Origin of the sequence: Flavobacterium sediminis, from assembly GCF_003148385.1 — a bacterium.
Classification (GTDB): domain Bacteria; phylum Bacteroidota; class Bacteroidia; order Flavobacteriales; family Flavobacteriaceae; genus Flavobacterium; species Flavobacterium sediminis.
On record NZ_CP029463.1, the window covers coordinates 1258148 to 1276324 of the forward strand.

Here is an 18177-nt window from a genome sequence, read left to right on the forward strand (position 1 = left end):
TGTTTCATACCTAAAAATAAAAGCGACCAATCAAAATTGGTCGCTTTTTTATTTTCTTCTATTTTTTTAAAATTTTACATTCCTGTTCTTATAGCTTCTACCGGATCTAATTTTGAAGCCGAAATAGCCGGTAAAATTCCGGAAACCAAGCCGATCAACCCTGCTAATCCAGTTCCTAGAAGTATATTCTGAGTACTAAGCACAAATTCAAAATCTAGAACTGAACTTAATATCACAGCACAAAGCCATACTAAAAGCATCCCGACAATTCCTCCAATAATAGAAAGTATAATGGCCTCAAACAAGAACTGAAACAAAATAAAGCGTCTTTTAGCACCTAAGGCTTTTTGGATCCCAATCAAATTAGTTCGTTCTTTTACAGAAACAAACATAATATTTGCAATACCAAACCCTCCCACAAGTAGAGAGAAAAGACTAATGATCCATCCTACAAAGTTCAGTTGCCCAACGATACTGTCAATAAAATCGGTAAACCCTGAAAGGATATTCAAAAAGAAATTATTCATTTCATCAGGCCTTAGCCCTCTGAAAGTTCTTAATTTCTGAGTAACCATTGCTTTGAACTCATCTATATCAATACCTTTTACCGGTTTCATAATAATAGCAGGCGTTAGCATATCACTATTATCACCATACATCCGTCTCAAAAAATTCACCGGAAAAAAAACAGCTATATCATTACTGTCGCCAAACATTCCTTGTCCTTCCTTTTTTAAAACCCCGATAACCGTAAATTTCTGTCCGTACAATCGGATTTTTTTACCCAACGGATCCGTATCTCCGAACAATCCGCTTGCCACTTCACTACCGATCACAATTACAGGAACTCCGGAATTTGATTCTGATTCATTAAAGAACCGCCCTTGCTCAACTTTTATCGGTTCAATATCAATAAACTCATCAGTAGATGGCTTTATACGAATAGAATTAACCGTTTTATCTTCATACTTGATATTTTCATTTCGGGTAAAAAGATTAAAAGATATTTTATCAATCCCATTCACTGAACGTCTTAAATATTCATATTCTTCATACGTTACGTCAGGAAATTGCTCCCTTTTCCAGCGAGGAACATCAGAAGGACCAAAAGAAAAACGAATCAGGTAAATAGTATTCAGATCCATATCACTCAGATCTTCTTTGATCTTTTTATCCATGGAATCTACTGCTGCCAATACGGCAATAATCGAAAAAATACCAACAGTTACACCCAACAATGACAGTAGTGTACGCAGTTTGTTATTTCGAAGCGCATTCAGTGCAAAAGCCAGACTTTCTTTTAGTAACCTTAAATATAAAAGCATAAATTTATGATTCTTGTTGATAAGTAGAAATAATTACTACTTTGTTACAAAAAAAGAACAAAATCAGGTTATTAATTTTGAAAGTACACCTAACAATAACTACTTTTGCAGCTTAAATTAAACAACACAATGAACACAGCAAAATCAATTCAATCTGCCTTAATTTCGGTATTCGATAAAACGGGATTAGAACCCATTGTAAAAGCCCTGCACCAAAACAGTGTAACTATCTATTCTACAGGAGGTACGGAAGCTTTTATCAAAGATCTTGGAATCCCAGTAGTAGCAGTAGAAGATGTTACTTCGTATCCTTCTATTTTAGGCGGAAGAGTTAAAACATTACACCCTAAAGTTTTCGGAGGTATCTTAAACCGGCAAGATAATCCATCCGATGTTCAGCAGATGGAAGAATACAACATTCCGCAGATCGATTTGGTGATCGTTGATTTATATCCTTTTGAAAAAACAGTAGCATCAGGAGCAAGTGAAGCAGATATCATAGAAAAAATAGATATCGGTGGTATTTCTTTAATCAGAGCTGCTGCTAAAAACTTTAAAGATACAGTTATTGTTCCTTCTGTTGAAGAATATGCTTTGTTCCTAGATTTCTATACAAACGAAAAAGGAGCCACGACTTTAGAACAAAGAAAATTATTGGCTACTAAAGCATTCCACGTATCGTCTAATTACGATACTGCTATATTCAATTACTTCAATACTGACGAAACTTACTACAAAGCCAGTGTGGCTAACGGACAAACACTTCGTTACGGTGAAAATCCGCACCAAAAAGGTTTCTTTTTCGGCGACTTTGACGAAATGTTTACCAAATTAAACGGAAAAGAGTTATCATATAACAACTTATTAGATGTTGACGCAGCTGTTAACCTGATAGGAGAATTTAAAAATGACTTACCGACTTTCGCTATCTTAAAACACAACAATGCTTGTGGTATAGCTACCCGACCGTCTATGAAAGAAGCTTATGTAGATGCACTAGCCGGTGACCCTACCAGCGCTTTCGGAGGTGTTTTAATCGCAAACGGTAATATCGATTTGGCAACCGCAGAAGAGATACACTCACTTTTTTGCGAAGTGATTATCGCTCCTTCATTTGATGAAGATGCTGTAGAATTATTAAAAGGAAAGAAAAACAGGATCATTTTAGTACTACATAACGTAGCTCTTCCGGAAAAACAAGTGAGAACTTGCTTAAACGGAATATTGATCCAAGAAAAAGATAATGTAACAGACAATAAAGAACATCTAACTGTCGTTACAAAGCTAGCACCGACAGAGGCTGAAATTAACGATCTGTTATTTGCATCTAAGATTTGCAAACACACAAAGTCAAACACTATTGTTTTAGCTAAAAACGGACAACTTTGTGCTTCAGGAACCGGACAAACATCAAGAGTTGATGCATTAAGACAAGCTATTGATAAAGCAAAATCTTTTAATTTTGACTTAAAAGGAGCTGTAATGGCAAGCGATGCTTTCTTCCCGTTCCCGGATTGTGTGGAAATAGCAGATCACGCAGGAATAACAGCTGTGATTCAACCTGGCGGTTCAATAAAAGACGAATTAAGCACCAACTATTGCAATGAAAATAATATGGCAATGGTATTTACAGGTACTCGTCATTTTAAACATTAATTTTATTAAATTTGTGAGTTAGATAAATATTAACTTTAAAACCCTGGAGAGATTAGTATGGGATTTTTTGATTTCATGACCGAGGACATTGCAATTGACCTTGGAACCGCAAACACCTTGATTATTCATAACGACAAAGTTGTAATTGACAGTCCGTCAATTGTTGCTCGTGACAGGATAACAGGGAAAATTATTGCTGTTGGTAAAGAGGCCAATATGATGCAAGGGAAGACCCATGAAAACATCAAAACCATACGTCCTCTGAAAGATGGTGTAATTGCAGACTTTGATGCCTCAGAAAAAATGCTTCAGTTATTCATTAAAAGCATTCCGGCATTAAAGAAAAAACTATTCACTCCTGCATTGCGTTTGGTTATCTGTATTCCTTCAGGAATTACAGAGGTGGAAATGCGGGCAGTAAAAGAATCTGCAGAAAGAGTTAATGGTAAAGAAGTATACTTAATTCATGAGCCTATGGCTGCTGCAATCGGTATCGGTGTCGACATTATGCAGCCTAAAGGAAATATGATCGTGGATATCGGAGGAGGTACTACCGAAATTGCAGTAATTGCTTTGGGTGGTATCGTTTGTGATAAATCAGTAAAAATTGCCGGTGATGTTTTCACAAATGACATCATTTATTACATGAGAACGCAACACAACTTATTCGTAGGAGAAACCACCGCTGAAAAAATTAAGATCCAAATCGGTGCTGCTACAGAAGATTTAGACAGCCCTCCGGAAGAAATGTCCGTTCAGGGTAGAGATTTACTAACAGGTAAGCCAAAGCAAGTTGATGTTTCGTATCGTGAAATTGCAAAAGCATTAGACAAATCTATCCAAAGAGTTGAGGATGCCGTTATGGAAACATTATCACAAACACCGCCGGAATTAGCAGCAGACATTTACAACACCGGAATTTATTTAGCCGGAGGAGGATCTATGTTAAGAGGACTTGATAAAAGGATTTCATTAAAAACCGACTTACCGGTCTACATTGCTGAAGATCCCCTAAGAGCTGTTGTAAGAGGAACAGGAATTGCTCTGAAAAATATTAACCGTTTCAAAAGTATACTGATCAAATAAAAAGTAGTTCATGCAGCAAATATTAAATTTCCTAATAAAAAACAGCTATAAGATGCTGTTTTTGCTGCTTTTGGGCATTAGCTTAATTCTCACTATAAAATCTCATTCTTACCACAGAAGTGAGTATATTAATTCAGCAAATGCTATCACAGGAGGTGTTTATGAAAACATAAATTCCATGAATGAATATTTGAGTCTGAAGCAAAAAAATAACAGCTTAGCGGAAGAGAATGCTCGTTTGAAAGAGTTGCTGTTCAACAAAAAAGACACTTTGCTTAACATCAAAGATATCGTAGTAAGAGAACATGATAAATTTACTATCCGGAAAGCAAAAGTTATCAAAAATCAATTCAACACGAGAGAGAATTACCTGACGCTGAATATTGGTGCGAAAGACAGTATCAAAACAGATATGGGAGTGATTAACGATAAAGGAATCGTAGGCATTATTGAAAAAACATCCAATCATTTTGCTACCGTATTAAGCGTATTGAATACCAAATCCAGAATCAATGCCAAAATCAAAAATTCAGAACATTTCGGATCTTTGGCTTGGGATGGCAAAAATGTAGGATATGTTCAATTAATGGATGTTCCCAGATTGGCATCTCTGAAAAAAGGAGATTCTATTGTAACCGGTGCTGATTCCGAGATCTTTCCGGAGAACATTCCTATAGGGAAGATAGACAAAGTTTATATCGATAAAAAAACAAATTATTATATTATTAACGTAAGACTTTTTAACGACATGACGGCATTAGGTTATGTTTATGTCATCGAAAACAAATTAAAAACCGAAAAAGAGACTTTAGAGTCACAAACTGAATCTAACCCGTAAATTTTGTGAATATTTTTTTAGAAAACATAGTCCGCTTTATAGTTTTACTTATCTTTCAGGTATTATTGTTCAATAATATTAACCTGTTTGGTTTTCTAAACCCATACCCTTACTTATTATTCATTCTGCTTTATCCAGTAAACGGAAACAGAAGCATTTTGCTAATAACTTCTTTTTTACTCGGTCTTTTTTTAGATATGTTTTGTAATTCGGGAGGTATTCATGCGGCTTCTTGTTTAATAATTGCGTATATAAGACCTTCACTGTTTCGTTTTTCCTTTGGTTTAAGTTATGAATATCAAACCATAAAGATTGCTGACAAAATCACTTCTGAACGTATCACTTTTTTAATTTTATCAATATTTATACATCATTTTGTATTGTTTTTGCTGGAGTTTTTCAGATTGAGCCTGTTCATTGACATCATTTGGAAAACAGTAACCACTACCCTGTTCACCTTTGTTGTTTGCCTTTTGATTATTTACCTGATTAAACCTAACAAGCGATGAGAAAGTTTCTTTTACCCGGACTAATCGTTGCGGCCACCATTTTACTGTTAGCCAAAATTTTCTATCTGCAGGTAATTGACGATTCGTTCAAATTGCAATCAGAGAACAACGCAATCAAAAAAGAATTTGATTTTCCTGAACGAGGTTATATTTATGACCGTAATGGAAAACTTTTGGTAGCCAACCAGCCATCATATGATATTATGGTCGTACCGAGAGAAATGAAAAATATTGATACTCTAGAACTCTGCAAACTACTGAGTATTACTAAAGAAGATTTTATAAAAAAGATCACAAAGGCAAAAAAATACAGTCCAAGACTACCCTCTGTTTTTATTCCGCAATTAAACAAAAGAGAATATGCCGGTTTTCAGGAAAAAGAACGAAAATTTGAAGGCTTCTATACTCAAAAAAGAGCGTTACGAGATTATCAGGTTTCTTATGGTGCCAACATTTTTGGATTTATTGCCCAGGTAAACGAGGCTACAACCAGAACAAACCCTTATTACAATAGCGGTGACTTGATCGGAAAGCAGGGTCTTGAAAAAGAATACGAAGAGGTTTTAAGAGGCGTAAAAGGTGTAAAATATTTACTTCGGGACAAACACAATAAAATTATTGATTCTTATAAGGAAGGAAAATTTGATACTATTGCCCAACAAGGGAAAGATTTAACATTAACCATTGATGCTGATCTGCAAGAGTATGGCACCAAATTAATGGTTAACAAACGAGGTGGAATTGTGGCTATTGAGCCTAGTTCGGGAGAAATATTGGCATTAATTTCGGCTCCGACCTATGACCCCGGTCTCTTAGTAGGTCGTCAACGCTCCAAAAACTATACGAATTTATATTATGATTCCATCGCAAAACCTTTATATGACAGAGCACTATTGGCATCTTATCCACCAGGATCTCCTTTTAAAATTTTAACAGGCCTCATCGGTTTGCAGGAACAAGTTATAGACGAACACACCACTTTTTACTGTAACCACGGTGCTAATTTCGGCAGGTTCATGGGATGTCACTGCGGTTATCACGCTTTGCAGCTAAATAACGGAATTTACAGATCATGTAACAGTTACTTTGGCAACACATACAAAAGAATCATCGAAAAATACCCTAATTCCTTTGAAAGTGTAGACACTTGGGCCAATCATGTTAAAAGCTTTGGCCTCGGGCAATATTTAGGTACCGACATGCCTATCGGAGCCAAAGGACTTGTTCCCGATTCTAAATTATACAAAAGGGTTTACAAAGGAGCTCCTATTAGAAGTTCTTACATCATTTCAAACGCCATCGGTCAGGGAGAAATATTGACCACTCCTATCCAATTAGCCAATATGATGGCTGCAGTTGCTAACAGGGGTATTTCTACACGCCACACATCGTCAGAAAAATAAAAGGTCAGGAAATAGATAAAAAATTCACAACAAAACACGTTACATCTATAGATAAGGAATATTTTGAACCGGTAATTCAAGGATTAGCTGACGTTTACAATCCCGGAGGAACAGCCGCCGCATTACATGTGGACAGCCTTCAGATTTGCGGTAAAACAGGTACTGCTGAAAATAAAATAAGAGTAGGAAAAGTAACTTATAAATTACAAGATCATTCCATCTTTGTTGCTTTTGCTCCCAAAGACAACCCTAAAATAGCTATTGCTGTTTTTATTGAAAACGGCTATTGGGGAAGCCGATGGGCCGGACCTATTGCTACCTTAATGGTTGAAAAGTACGTCAAAGGTAAAATTACCCGAAAAGACCTGGAAGATCGCATGTTAAACGGTTCCATTCAGGATGAATACCAAAAACTGGAAGACATTATTTACGGAAGAAATACAGTGGGCACAAAAAAGGATGAGCCTATAGCCGACGCAACGGACAATAACAACAGAGAAGCTAAAGAAGAAGAAAAACATTAATGAGTTCATCAAAGAATGTAAATAGAGGAATTGACTGGCTGACCATTTTACTATACATAACATTAGTAGGAATGGGATGGATGACCATTTATTCGGCTTCATTACCACTGGAACCAACAACCGTTTTTGACTTAAGTCAAACCTATGGTCGTCAAATGCTTTTTATCTTTCTTACTATTCCACTAATTTTAATCATCTTGTTTCTGGATGCAAAAATTTTCGAAAGACTCTCTTTTGTTTTTTACGGAATCGGCATTATTTTATTGCTCGGACTGTTTGTTTTTGGTGTAGCCAAAAAAGGGCAAACCAACTGGTATCAGTTCGGAGGTTTTGGTTTTCAACCCTCTGAATTTGTCAAGACAGCAACTGCATTGCTATTAGCTAAATATTTGAGCTACCCGCAAATCAATTTAAATCAGTTTAAGCACCAACTCATTGCTTTTGGCATAATCGGATTACCTATCTTATTGATAATGATGCAACCGGATGCAGGAAGCGCTATGATCTTTTTATCGTTGATCTTTGTTCTTTACAGAGAAGGTCTGCCTAGCTGGTACATAATTTCAGGAGTGAGCGCTATTATTTTATTCTTTGCGGCATTATTAATAAATCCCTTGTATATCGTTATCGGAGTTCTGCTCTTAATCATCTTGCATTTTATTAATAACAAAAAGATCTCCAGAAATCCATTTATCTATGCTTTTGTTTTTATAGTTGTAAGCGGATTTGTTTACTCTGTAAACTATGTCTACAACAATGTACTTGAACCGCATCAAAAGGACAGGATCGATGTTTTAATCGGAGATAATGTGGATCTGAAAAAAGAAGGTTATAATCTGAATCAATCCATGATTGCCATAGGATCGGGCGGATTAACAGGAAAAGGTTATTTAGAAGGCACGCAAACAAAAGGAGGCTTTGTACCTGAACAACATACAGATTACATTTTTACAACTGTTGGTGAAGAATGGGGTTTTGCAGGTAGTGCCGTAGTTATTTTACTGTTTATGACTTTATTTTTACGAATTCTTTATCTGGCAGAACATCAAAAGACAAAATTCAGCCGTGTATACGGCTACTGTGTGGCTACTTACCTCTTTATCCATTTCTTTGTAAATATTGCTATGCTTATTAAATTGTTCCCGACAATCGGAGTTCCTTTACCTTTCTTTTCGTATGGTGGTTCCAGTTTGTGGGCGTTTACAATTATGCTTTTTATCTTTGTAAAATTAGATGCCAACAAAGTAAACGAATGGTAACACGTAAACTAAAAACTCCAGGATTTATAATCAGAATTTTGCTCCAATTGGTTTTCCAAACTATCTTCTAATTTCGGAAAAAAGTCAATACCTGTCATTTTTTCCAGATCATTAACTGAAACAACAAATTCATACAAGGCTTTATCTGACTTTTTATGTGGCACTAAAAAAGCGATCATTCTTTTTTTATCTTTAGTTAAGAGAACCTTGTAAAAATAGTTAGGAACAGCCACTTTTTCATAACCGATAGTCTTTAAATTATCACTCAAAACTCCTCCCGTGATAACATAAACGCCATTATATTTAGAAGCCCAGTAACGTACTTTTTGTTCTAAACGATTCCAAACTCCAGCGTTAAAGTTATACTTTTGAGGAGAAACATTGGAAGTATAAAATGTTTCTTCGTACTCTTTAAAACTATTCTTTCTATCACCTGCCGGACACAAATGCCCTTTATTATACCCTGATTTTTTATAATTTCTCCAATCAGCCGAAGCTGTTTTCACTATCGGATCCTGATTAAAAAACGGGCGTTTATATGTCGCATTCTTCAGATCTTTTTCTTCTAAGGTATATGCAACCCATTCTGATTGTTCAGAAGTTTCTTTATATGAGAAACTATAACTTTCATGATGGTAAACTGATTTTGTTGTAGATGTTGGCAGAAAATCAAAAGGCTCATCCGAACTAACCGATTCAGAAAGAGCATAATCAGTTACTGTCTCATCATTTGGAATCACTTCTCTACAAGAATTTAATCCGAAAAAAAGTAAGAAATAGAATAGAATCAGTCTATATCGCATTAATCTTTATTTAGTACATTTGTGTAAATGTAAACAAAATTGGATGCAATGAAAATTTATTTAATGACTTTAATGGCTGTATTTTGCTTTCAGCTCAGTAATGCACAGGAAGACAAAGCAACTATAAAAGAGCAGAAGGAACTTTTAGCTCAGCAGAAAAAAATGGAAAAAGACAGAAAAAAAGCTGAAAAAGCTTTAAAAGCAGCTGAAAAAGAGCAAAAAAAAGCAGCAAAACGTCTTGAAAAGATCCATGATGCAGATAAAAAAGTAGAAAAGATCGAACAGAAAATAAAAAATAAAACTGGCGATGTAAAAGATTTGCAAAAAAAAATGGAGAAAAATAAGGCTAAAAACAAACTAACTCCGGAAGATGAAGAAAAGTTTCATGAAAAAATAGCTAAAAGAGAACAGGAGATACAAGAGCTAAATAAAGATCTTCAGAAAGCAAAAGAAAAAAGAGCAAAGCTCAAATAATCAAATAAAAAAGGGAACCAAATGGTTCCCTTTTTTGTATAAAGATTGAAAAATTATTTCTTTTTACCACCTTTAGCAGCTTTTTCAGCTTTAGCAGCTTCCTGAGCAGCTTTCATAGCAGCACGAGATACTTTCACTTGACATACAACAGTATTGTCCGGGTGCATGATTTTAAAATCATCAGACGCTAATTTAGTAACGTATAATCTGTTACCCATTTCAAGCGGAGTAATATCAGCCTCAACGAAATCCGGTAAGTTTTTAGGCAAAGCTTTTACTTTTAAACGACGTAAGTTTAAACGCAAAGTACCCCCTGCCATAATTCCAGGAGATTTTCCTGTTACTTTTACAGGCACTTCCATAACCACTTCTTTCTCATCATTTAAACGGTAGAAGTCGATATGTAAAATTTTATCGTTTACTGGGTGAAATTGAATATCTTGTAAGATACAGTCAATTGTTTTTCCACCTTCTAACTCAACTACAACAGTGTGTGCGTTCGGAGTGTAAACTAAGTTTTTGAAAGCTCTTTCGTCTGCAACAAAATGAACTGGTTCTGATCCTCCGTAAATAACGCAAGGAACCATTCCAGCATCACGTACGGCTTTAGTTGCCTTTTTACCTACGCTTTCTCTTTCTGATCCTTTAATCGTAATTGATTTCATTTAAAAAAATATATAATTAATAAAAAAATTTACATTAAAAATTTGCCACTGATAGAATTATTATTCTGTACCATATGCATTACTTCGGCAAAAAGAGAAGCACAACTTACCACTCTTATTTTACCTGACTCTTTCTTCAACGGAATAGAATCTGTAACAATCAGTTCCTTTAAGCTAGATTTCTCAATTTTCTCATACGCATCTCCTGAAAGTATTGCATGAGTACAGATCGCACGAACACTTAAAGCTCCTTTTTCAATCATCACATCGGCTGCTTTTGCTAAAGTTCCTCCGGTATCAATCATATCGTCTACCAAGATCACATTTCTGCCTCTCACATCCCCGATCAGCTCCATTGTGTCAATAACATTTGCTTTTTTTCTCTGCTTATAACAAACCACTACATCCGATTCTAAAAATTTAGAATAGGCATAAGCCCTTTTAGAACCTCCCATATCCGGTGAAGCGATTGTTAAATTTTCCAATTTCAAACTCTTCACATAAGGCAAAAAGATCGTTGATGCAAATAAATGATCCACCGGCTTTTCAAAAAAGCCCTGAATTTGATCTGCATGTAAATCCATGGTCATAATTCGGGTTGCTCCGGCTGATTCTAACAGTTTTGCTACCAATTTAGCTCCTATAGGAACCCTTGGTTTATCTTTTCTATCCTGTCTGGCCCAACCAAAATAAGGGATAACTGCTGTAATATGACGAGCTGAAGCACGCTTAGCGGCATCGATCATCAACAACAGTTCCATCAAATTGTCTGAGCTTGGAAAAGTTGAACAAATTAAGAAAACTCTAAGCCCTCTGATTGATTCTTCAAAAGAAGGTTGGAACTCTCCGTCACTATATCTTGAGAACGTAACTTTACCTAGCGGTACTCCATAAGCCTCAGCTATTTTCTCCGCTAAATATACACTCTGAGAACATGCAAAAATTTTTGCTTCTGGCTCGTTGAATGACATTTTTAATTATTTGTTTAGTAGTTAGTTAGTGTTGTGTCTGAAATAATCAGGCTGCAAATTTAGGAATAAATTTCAACTCTGAAAGTAAATTTTAAACATTTTTACTTTTTAATTTAGAATTTTTCTATACATTTGCACTCACAATTTCAAGAAGCCGCGGTGGCGGAATTGGTAGACGCGCACGACTCAAACTCGTGTTCTACGGAGTGTGGGTTCGATTCCCACCCGCGGTACAAGGCAAAAGACTGTTTTTAAACAGTCTTTTTTTGTTTAAAACAGTTTCTTTTATAAATTTCAGCTTTAAAAAAACATATTCCAATATCATGAAAAAGTTTTTAATCATCGGTTTAGGAAACATTGGCTCAGAATACGTTAACACTCGTCACAACATTGGGTTTAAAATTTTAGATCATTTTGCAAAAACAGAAAATATAGATTTTAGTACCGCTAAATTAGGCGATGTTGCCGAATTTAAAATTAAAGGCAGAACATTAATCCTCCTAAAGCCTAATACTTATATGAATCTAAGCGGGAAAGCCGTTAAATACTGGATGGACAAAGAAAACATTTCTAAAGAAAACATTTTAGTAATTACTGATGACCTGAACATTCCTTTCGGAACTCTTAGACTAAAAGGAAAAGGAAGCGACGGCGGTCACAACGGACTGAAGAACATTCAGCTTCTACTGAATACGAATGAATACCCCAGATTCAGATTTGGCATCAGTGATTCGTTCAAAAAAGGGCAACAAATTAACTATGTCTTAGGCGAATGGGACGAAGAAGAAAAAGAAAAACTACAAGAAAGACTTCAAACAGCTTCAGAGGTAATCAAATCTTTTGCTTTAGCCGGTTTAAGCAATACAATGAATACTTTTAACGGAAAATAAAAAGGGCGCTTAAAGCGCCCTTTTTTGATAAACTATTTTAAATCATTATTCAACAACGATCTTTTTAGTCACTTTTCTGCCACCATCTTGAATGGTTACTAAATAAATTCCAGATTGAGCATTGTTTAACTGAATCGCTTCATTAACTAAACCGTTTGCTTGGAATTCTTTATTCAAGATCAATCTACCTCTCATATCGTAAACATTTACAGAAACTTCATCTGAAACAGCAGTTAACTGTAAATTGAACGAACCGTTGTTAGGGTTTGGATACAACACAAAATCATTAGATTCGAAAGACTCGGTTGCTAATACAGGTACATATTCTGCATGACATAACTGAATAGTAAAAGTATTAAGAATACCATTTGAACCGTCAACAACACCATCTTTATAGTAAACCCCCAAGTACCGGCACTATTTTGCCCTACACCAGCATTAATATTTCCTATTGAATAAGGTACAAAGTCACTTCCAGTTGTTGTTTGAGCACAATCTACAGCTACCCCAGAAGTATCAAACCATTTATCCAAATCTGCAGTAGTACATGTGTTATTATACCACAATGCAGTAATCAAGCCGGCAGAAGTATCTTCCCATGGTTGTTTTAACAAGATATTTACTTGACCAATACTTGGATGAGTAACATCAGCATAATAATTAATATCCGTTATTACAAAAGAATCTGTAATAGGTAAATTATACCCTGCATAGCTATTAGCTGTTGATTCAGCAATACTTGCATTTAAATTAAAAGTATAATCTTCACAAACATTTTGAGCTTGATAAGTATAATCTCCAACAGCTATATTTTGTAAATTAACATTAAAGAAGATATTTGCCGAAGCTTTTACCATAACTCTACAGTTAGCAGCAGTTACGTTAGGAACAGTAATCGTTTCAGAACCATCATTAGCAGTTGCAGAAACTAATGTTGTTCCCCAAGTTTGTCCCCCATCCGTAGACAACAAAATATCCACATTATCTCCGCCACTGATCGTATTTGTATTATTAACTGTCCATGTAATAGTTTCCGTTGTTCCCGGCGTCCACACAATTCCAGTAGTATTTTGAGACGTTACTGTCAAAGGCCCTTTAGTACCACTTACGGTAACAATCACATTATCATAACCTGTTTGCCCCTGACCTACTACATTGTCCCTAACAGTTAATCTAAAGCTTAAAGTTCTGGCTACAGAACTTAATGCTTCTACTAAAATCGCATCTCCATCGGTAGTAGTTGAACCGCTCAATACAGAAGTCATATTAGGAAAATATCTTGTCGGCGAAGTTACAGGATCATAAGATCTCCAGTTTGGACCAGAAGTTTTTGTTTCTGACGCTGCTGAATTTGCCCCTGTTAAAGTACCGCTTGAATCATCATATTGTTCCCAACAATAGGTAAGGTTACCTCCTCCAATATCCGTAGCAGAACCTGTCAGCATAAAAGGAGTACTTTTCGGAATTGTATAATCAGCCCCGGCATTAACAACCGGTGCACCATGAGTTATCGCTGTCGAAGTAGGACAACTTTTTGTTGCCATATTAGACTGAACCTGAGCGATACTAACAGCATGAAAATAATCATCAGAATGTGACTGAACATCTTGAGATGTAATTCCTGCATAGCCCATAATTGTTGATCCGGAACCAACTTCCATATTTGCCCCATAACCTTCATAGCTCATAGAAAAAGTGTGGTTTGCACCAAATTGATGCCCCATTTCATGCGCTACATAATCAATATCAAAATTATCTCCGGCAGGAACTCCGTCAGCCGGTGAGGTAAATCCACTTCCTTTATTCTCATCAAGTGGACTCAATGTATCGTTAACACAAACACATCCGATACATCCTGCATTTCCTCCACCTCCGGAAGCCCCAAATAAGTGACCAACGTCATAAGCCGCATTATTTGCCGTTATAGAAGTTGACGCACCGGTTAAACTTGAACTCAACGTATTCTGAAGTTCCGTATTCCATGCTCCGGAAGCTCCGGAAGAAGCATCTGAATAAGGATCTGTTGAAGCATTATAATAAATAACATTAGTAGATTGAGAAACGATATTCATATGAATAGCAAAATCATTTTCAAAAACACCATTTACTCTAGTCATAGTTGCATTATATGCTGCCATAACCAAGGCTACATCAGAAGCACTTGTTGCTCCGAAATAATTTGCATATTCTGCAGTACAAGACAATGCCAATCTGAAAGTCAATAATTGACTGGCACTTGATCTCCCAACTTCAGAAAATCTATCTGAAAAATCTGAAGCTAAAGTCTGTTCCTGTGTAGAACATGTAAAAGGTAATTTCCCTTTTTCACGACCAGAGCTGTAAACAGCATAAACCTCTCCGTTTTTAGAGATCGGTTCTAAAAATTCATTTCTTTTCCCCGTTCTAAAAATTACACCTTGAATTCCTTTCGGGTCTAAACTTAATCTTAAACGAGCGAATTTATCATCTATCCCTTCACCAACATAAGATCTGATTCCCGGGAATTGTGCCTGTAAATCAGAATCGAAATTTGATGCTTCATACATTCTAAACTTCTCTAAATTGCCTGATGCATTCGGAATTTCAACAATAACTGTTGAATAATCCCCGGAATTTCTTTCCGGAGCAGCTAAAAGTGATCTTGTCATACTTGACAAATCAAGACTTCTTGTCAGATAGCTCGTAGGAAAACTTACTCGCTCAATCGTATTTCTTTTTTCAAATGATCCTTTTTTTACATCCGACCAAACTTTACCGGTTTGACCATAAGAAGCCTGTAAAAAAACGAAAGAGGTGAAAAATGAAAATAGTAATGTTTTTTTCATTTCTTGTTAACAATTTGGTTAAGCCACAAATATAAAAAAACAAGGGAGATAATTAACATCCCCCTTGTTTTTTAACATTATATATAAATATTATGCTTTTTATTCAATCACTATTTTCTTAGTTACTTTTCTACCTCCGTCTTCAATCGTAACTAAATAAACACCAGATTGAGCATTTGATAACTGAATAGATTCATTTACCAATCCATTAGCCTGAATTTGTTTATCCAATATCAATCTACCCCTTATATCATTAACTCTTACAGTGATATTATCCGAAACGGCTGTTAACTGTAAATTAAACGAACCATTGTTCGGATTAGGATAAATTACAAAATCATTTGAATCAAAAGTTTTTGTAGCCAAAACTGCTGTCTGCGTACAAACTTCTATAGACCAAGAGTTAATTTGCCCTGTATCTGCATTATAAAAATCTGCTGTATATAAGGTCCATGTTCCATTAGGATCAAGCCCGTTGAATACAGATAACGGATTTGAAGGAGAAAAAGTTCCGGTCATATTTGCAACACATGTAAATGTAGGCGAACCATCACTTAAAGTGACATTAAAATTATCATTACCTCCACAAGCTCTATCCCAAACAATATCGTAAGTAGATCCATCCGGATGATCAATCTCAATCACTAAATCGTTTGGCCATGTATGAGTAACATCTAAACTAACATTCACATCTGAAATTGTCCCTGTAGCCGGTACACTTATTGTATTAGAAACAACAGCCCCTGGTGTATTTGCCGCAGTACCATCAGGAATTACCAACGGTGTACTATTTGTATAAGTATTACAAGTTGTAGTTACCACATATCCTACCGCAAAATCTTCAGTATTAACATTGAAGAAAATATTATTACTTGCTTTAACCATCAACCTACAGAAAGGCGAAGCTGTTGCAGGCATTGTTACAGCTTCTGAACCATCATTTGGCGTATTTGCTAACAGTGTAGTCCAAGTTGCACCTCCATCTGATGTGATCAAAATATCAACGTTTGAACCTCCTGTTATGGTATTTGTATTATTAACGGTCCATGTTACGGTTTGAACTGAATTCACATCATAAGAAATTCCGGTCGCATTTTGAGAAGTAACTGTCAAAGGTCCTTTGCTCCCATCAACTGTCACAACCATATCATCAAAACCGGTTTGTCCCTGACCTGTCACATTATCTCTAACTGTCAATCTAAAGTTTAAGTTTCTGGAAACAGAACTCAAAGCCTCAATTAATATCTCTGAACCACTGGTAGTTGTTGATCCATTGAATACCGATGTTAAATTAGGCATATATCTTACTGAAGTTGATACCGGTTTATAAGACATCCAGTTAGGTCCTGAAGCTTTAGTTTCAGAAGCTGCTGAATTAGCTCCTGTTTGGGCAGGACTTGCATTATCGTATTGCTCCCAACAATAGGTCAAACTTCCTCCTCCTGCATCTGTAGCTGAACCATCCAAAATAAACGGTGTGCTTTTAGGTATCGTATAATTTGCTCCTGCATCTACAACCGGCGATCCATGCGTGATAGGAGTAGAAGTAGGACAACTTTTTGTTGCCATATTAGCCTGCACTTGAGCTATACTTGCCGAATGGAAAAAATCATCAGAATGCGACTGAATATCCTGAGACGTAATCCCAGCATACCCCATAATTGTTGATCCTGATCCAACTTCCATATTTACACCTGTTCCCTCATTACTGAAAGAAAATGTATGATTAGCTCCGAATTGATGTCCTAATTCGTGTGCCACATAATCTATATCAAAATTATCTCCTTCCGGAATACCATCAGCCGGCGATGTGATACCGCTTCCTTTCTGTCCGTTAACACAAACACATCCGATACATCCTGCATTTCCTCCTCCTCCTGAAGCACCAAACAAGTGTCCTACATCATAATTTGCTTCACCAATGACAGATGTTAATGTTGTTTGCAATTCCGAATTCCAGTTCCCCATGCTTGAAGCATCTGAATACGGGTCAGTAGTAGGGTTGTAATAAATTACACTACTGGTATTGGCAATCATAGTCATGTGGATTGCAAAATCTTTCTCAAAGACTCCGTTAACTCTGGTCATTGTTGCGTTAAATGCGGCCATAACCAAAGAAACATTAAGCGAGCTGGTTGCTCCAAAATAATTAGCATATTCAGCCGTACAAGATAATGCCAATCTGAAATCCAATAACTGACCTGTACTAGAACGACCAACCTCATTAAGTCTCTCACTTAAATCTGTAGCCAAAGACTGTTCAGGAGTAGAACAAGTAAACGGCAATTTACCTTTGTTTCTTGACGAATTATAAACTACATACACCTTACCATCAGTAGAATAAGGCTCTAAAAAATCATTTCTTTTGTCAGCTCGAAACACCATAGATTGAATTCCTCTAGGATCGATACTTAATCTAACCTGAGCATATTTATCTTCAATACCTTCTCCAACATACGATCTGATATCAGGAAACTGTGCCTGTAAATCAGAATCAAAATTTGACGCTTCATACATTCTGAAGTGCTCCAATTCCCCTTTAGAATTAGGCAAAGCAATAATAATATTAGATTTTCCTCCCCGACTCTATCCGGAACATTTGATAAAGCAGTTTTTAAAACATTATAATCCAGCTGAATTAACTTAAAATCAGAAGGAAAGCTTTGTCGATTAGCAGAATTAACAACCTGAAAATCTCGGTTCTTTACAGCACTCCAAGCTTTTTCCGTTTGGGAGTATCCCAAAACACTAAAGGCAAAAACTCCGAGTGTTAATAGTAGTGTTTTTTTCATTTTTGTTATTTTAAAATAGTTGGTTAACAAGCAAATATATAAATTAATTTTACTTTTACAAAAATTTAACATTTATTTTACTTTTTGTTTATTTTTTCAAAAAAAAGGGCTTTTCCTCATGAATGGAATTTTCAGTTGTATTATTTTTGTTAGAAAA

The 18177-nt window shown here is 35.9% G+C and carries 13 protein-coding genes, 1 tRNA gene and 1 pseudogene; 8 read left to right on the plus strand and 7 right to left on the minus strand.

What is annotated here, in order from left to right:
- Window positions 1-74 precede the first annotated feature (74 nt).
- Complete coding sequence (locus DI487_RS05865; protein WP_109568801.1) at window positions 75-1325, minus strand: ABC transporter permease; 1251 nt, start codon at window positions 1323-1325, stop codon at window positions 75-77.
- A 129-nt stretch (window positions 1326-1454) separates the two neighbouring features.
- Here DI487_RS05865 and purH point away from each other — a divergent pair, with 129 nt between their 5' ends.
- From purH to rodA, 5 genes and pseudogenes are all read left to right on the plus strand, one after another.
- Window positions 1455-2981, plus strand: a complete 1527-nt coding sequence (gene purH / locus DI487_RS05870) for a bifunctional phosphoribosylaminoimidazolecarboxamide formyltransferase/IMP cyclohydrolase (RefSeq protein ID WP_109568802.1) — start codon at window positions 1455-1457, stop codon at window positions 2979-2981.
- Between the two features lie 57 nt (window positions 2982-3038).
- Window positions 3039-4067, plus strand: coding sequence for a rod shape-determining protein (locus DI487_RS05875; protein WP_109568803.1), 1029 nt, complete (start codon window positions 3039-3041; stop codon window positions 4065-4067).
- Between the two features lie 10 nt (window positions 4068-4077).
- On the plus strand, window positions 4078-4905 hold the full coding sequence (gene mreC / locus DI487_RS05880) for a rod shape-determining protein MreC (RefSeq protein ID WP_109568804.1): 828 nt from the start codon (window positions 4078-4080) through the stop codon (window positions 4903-4905).
- Between the two features lie 505 nt (window positions 4906-5410).
- A pseudogene (gene mrdA / locus DI487_RS05890) lies at window positions 5411-7341 on the plus strand (penicillin-binding protein 2).
- Window positions 7341-8600: a rod shape-determining protein RodA gene (gene rodA / locus DI487_RS05895; RefSeq protein ID WP_109568806.1), complete on the plus strand. Its 1260-nt coding sequence runs from the start codon at window positions 7341-7343 to the stop codon at window positions 8598-8600. Before mrdA ends, rodA begins: the two are co-directional and overlap by 1 nt.
- Before the next feature lie 8 nt (window positions 8601-8608).
- Here the strand turns inward: rodA and DI487_RS05900 are convergent, their stop codons facing one another.
- Entirely contained in the window at window positions 8609-9403 is a 795-nt protein-coding gene (locus DI487_RS05900; RefSeq protein WP_109568807.1) for a DNA/RNA non-specific endonuclease, read from the minus strand.
- 48 nt (window positions 9404-9451) lie between these two features.
- On the opposite strand from DI487_RS05900, the gene DI487_RS16010 reads away from it, so the two are divergent.
- Window positions 9452-9877 (plus strand): hypothetical protein, encoded by a 426-nt coding sequence (locus DI487_RS16010; RefSeq protein ID WP_170108178.1) that lies wholly within the window; start codon window positions 9452-9454, stop codon window positions 9875-9877.
- 53 nt (window positions 9878-9930) lie between these two features.
- Here DI487_RS16010 and DI487_RS05905 read toward each other — a convergent pair whose 3' ends face one another.
- Both DI487_RS05905 and DI487_RS05910 read right to left on the minus strand, forming a co-directional pair.
- On the minus strand, window positions 9931-10542 hold the full coding sequence (locus DI487_RS05905; protein WP_109568808.1) for a 50S ribosomal protein L25/general stress protein Ctc: 612 nt from the start codon (window positions 10540-10542) through the stop codon (window positions 9931-9933).
- 29 nt (window positions 10543-10571) lie between these two features.
- The gene (locus tag DI487_RS05910) at window positions 10572-11513 is read right to left on the minus strand and encodes a ribose-phosphate pyrophosphokinase (protein WP_109568809.1); all 942 of its coding nucleotides are present in this window, start codon (window positions 11511-11513) and stop codon (window positions 10572-10574) included.
- A gap of 153 nt (window positions 11514-11666) precedes the next feature.
- On the opposite strand from DI487_RS05910, the gene DI487_RS05915 reads away from it, so the two are divergent.
- Window positions 11667-11746, plus strand: a tRNA-Leu gene (locus tag DI487_RS05915).
- Window positions 11747-11836: 90 nt separating this feature from the next.
- Complete coding sequence (gene pth / locus DI487_RS05920; RefSeq protein WP_146193378.1) at window positions 11837-12403, plus strand: aminoacyl-tRNA hydrolase; 567 nt, start codon at window positions 11837-11839, stop codon at window positions 12401-12403.
- A 45-nt stretch (window positions 12404-12448) separates the two neighbouring features.
- Here pth and DI487_RS05925 read toward each other — a convergent pair whose 3' ends face one another.
- The 3 genes from DI487_RS05925 to DI487_RS05935 all read right to left on the minus strand — a co-directional run bounded on the left by DI487_RS05925 (window position 12449) and on the right by DI487_RS05935 (window position 17781).
- The gene (locus DI487_RS05925) at window positions 12449-12811 is read right to left on the minus strand and encodes a T9SS type A sorting domain-containing protein (RefSeq protein ID WP_109568811.1); all 363 of its coding nucleotides are present in this window, start codon (window positions 12809-12811) and stop codon (window positions 12449-12451) included.
- Window positions 12712-15228 carry a reprolysin-like metallopeptidase gene (locus DI487_RS05930; RefSeq protein WP_218925786.1) on the minus strand — a complete coding sequence of 839 codons (2517 nt, stop codon included), beginning with the start codon at window positions 15226-15228 and terminating at the stop codon, window positions 12712-12714. The genes DI487_RS05925 and DI487_RS05930 overlap by 100 nt, the downstream gene beginning before the upstream one ends.
- Before the next feature lie 99 nt (window positions 15229-15327).
- Window positions 15328-17781 (minus strand): zinc-dependent metalloprotease, encoded by a 2454-nt coding sequence (locus DI487_RS05935; RefSeq protein WP_146193380.1) that lies wholly within the window; start codon window positions 17779-17781, stop codon window positions 15328-15330.
- Window positions 17782-18177: the final 396 nt, after the last annotated feature.

What these genes read in the sequence shown, in the direction of transcription:
- DI487_RS05865 (WP_109568801.1), bottom strand. Translation starts at nt 1,325, where the DNA reads ATGCTTTTATATTTAAGGTTACTAAAAGAAAGTCTGGCTTTTGCACTG.
- purH (WP_109568802.1), top strand. Translation starts at nt 1,455, where the DNA reads ATGAACACAGCAAAATCAATTCAATCTGCCTTAATTTCGGTATTCGAT.
- DI487_RS05875 (WP_109568803.1), top strand. Translation starts at nt 3,039, where the DNA reads ATGGGATTTTTTGATTTCATGACCGAGGACATTGCAATTGACCTTGGA.
- mreC (WP_109568804.1), top strand. Translation starts at nt 4,078, where the DNA reads ATGCAGCAAATATTAAATTTCCTAATAAAAAACAGCTATAAGATGCTG.
- rodA (WP_109568806.1), top strand. Translation starts at nt 7,341, where the DNA reads ATGAGTTCATCAAAGAATGTAAATAGAGGAATTGACTGGCTGACCATT.
- DI487_RS05900 (WP_109568807.1), bottom strand. Translation starts at nt 9,403, where the DNA reads ATGCGATATAGACTGATTCTATTCTATTTCTTACTTTTTTTCGGATTA.
- DI487_RS16010 (WP_170108178.1), top strand. Translation starts at nt 9,452, where the DNA reads ATGAAAATTTATTTAATGACTTTAATGGCTGTATTTTGCTTTCAGCTC.
- DI487_RS05905 (WP_109568808.1), bottom strand. Translation starts at nt 10,542, where the DNA reads ATGAAATCAATTACGATTAAAGGATCAGAAAGAGAAAGCGTAGGTAAA.
- DI487_RS05910 (WP_109568809.1), bottom strand. Translation starts at nt 11,513, where the DNA reads ATGTCATTCAACGAGCCAGAAGCAAAAATTTTTGCATGTTCTCAGAGT.
- pth (WP_146193378.1), top strand. Translation starts at nt 11,837, where the DNA reads ATGAAAAAGTTTTTAATCATCGGTTTAGGAAACATTGGCTCAGAATAC.
- DI487_RS05930 (WP_218925786.1), bottom strand. Translation starts at nt 15,228, where the DNA reads ATGAAAAAAACATTACTATTTTCATTTTTCACCTCTTTCGTTTTTTTA.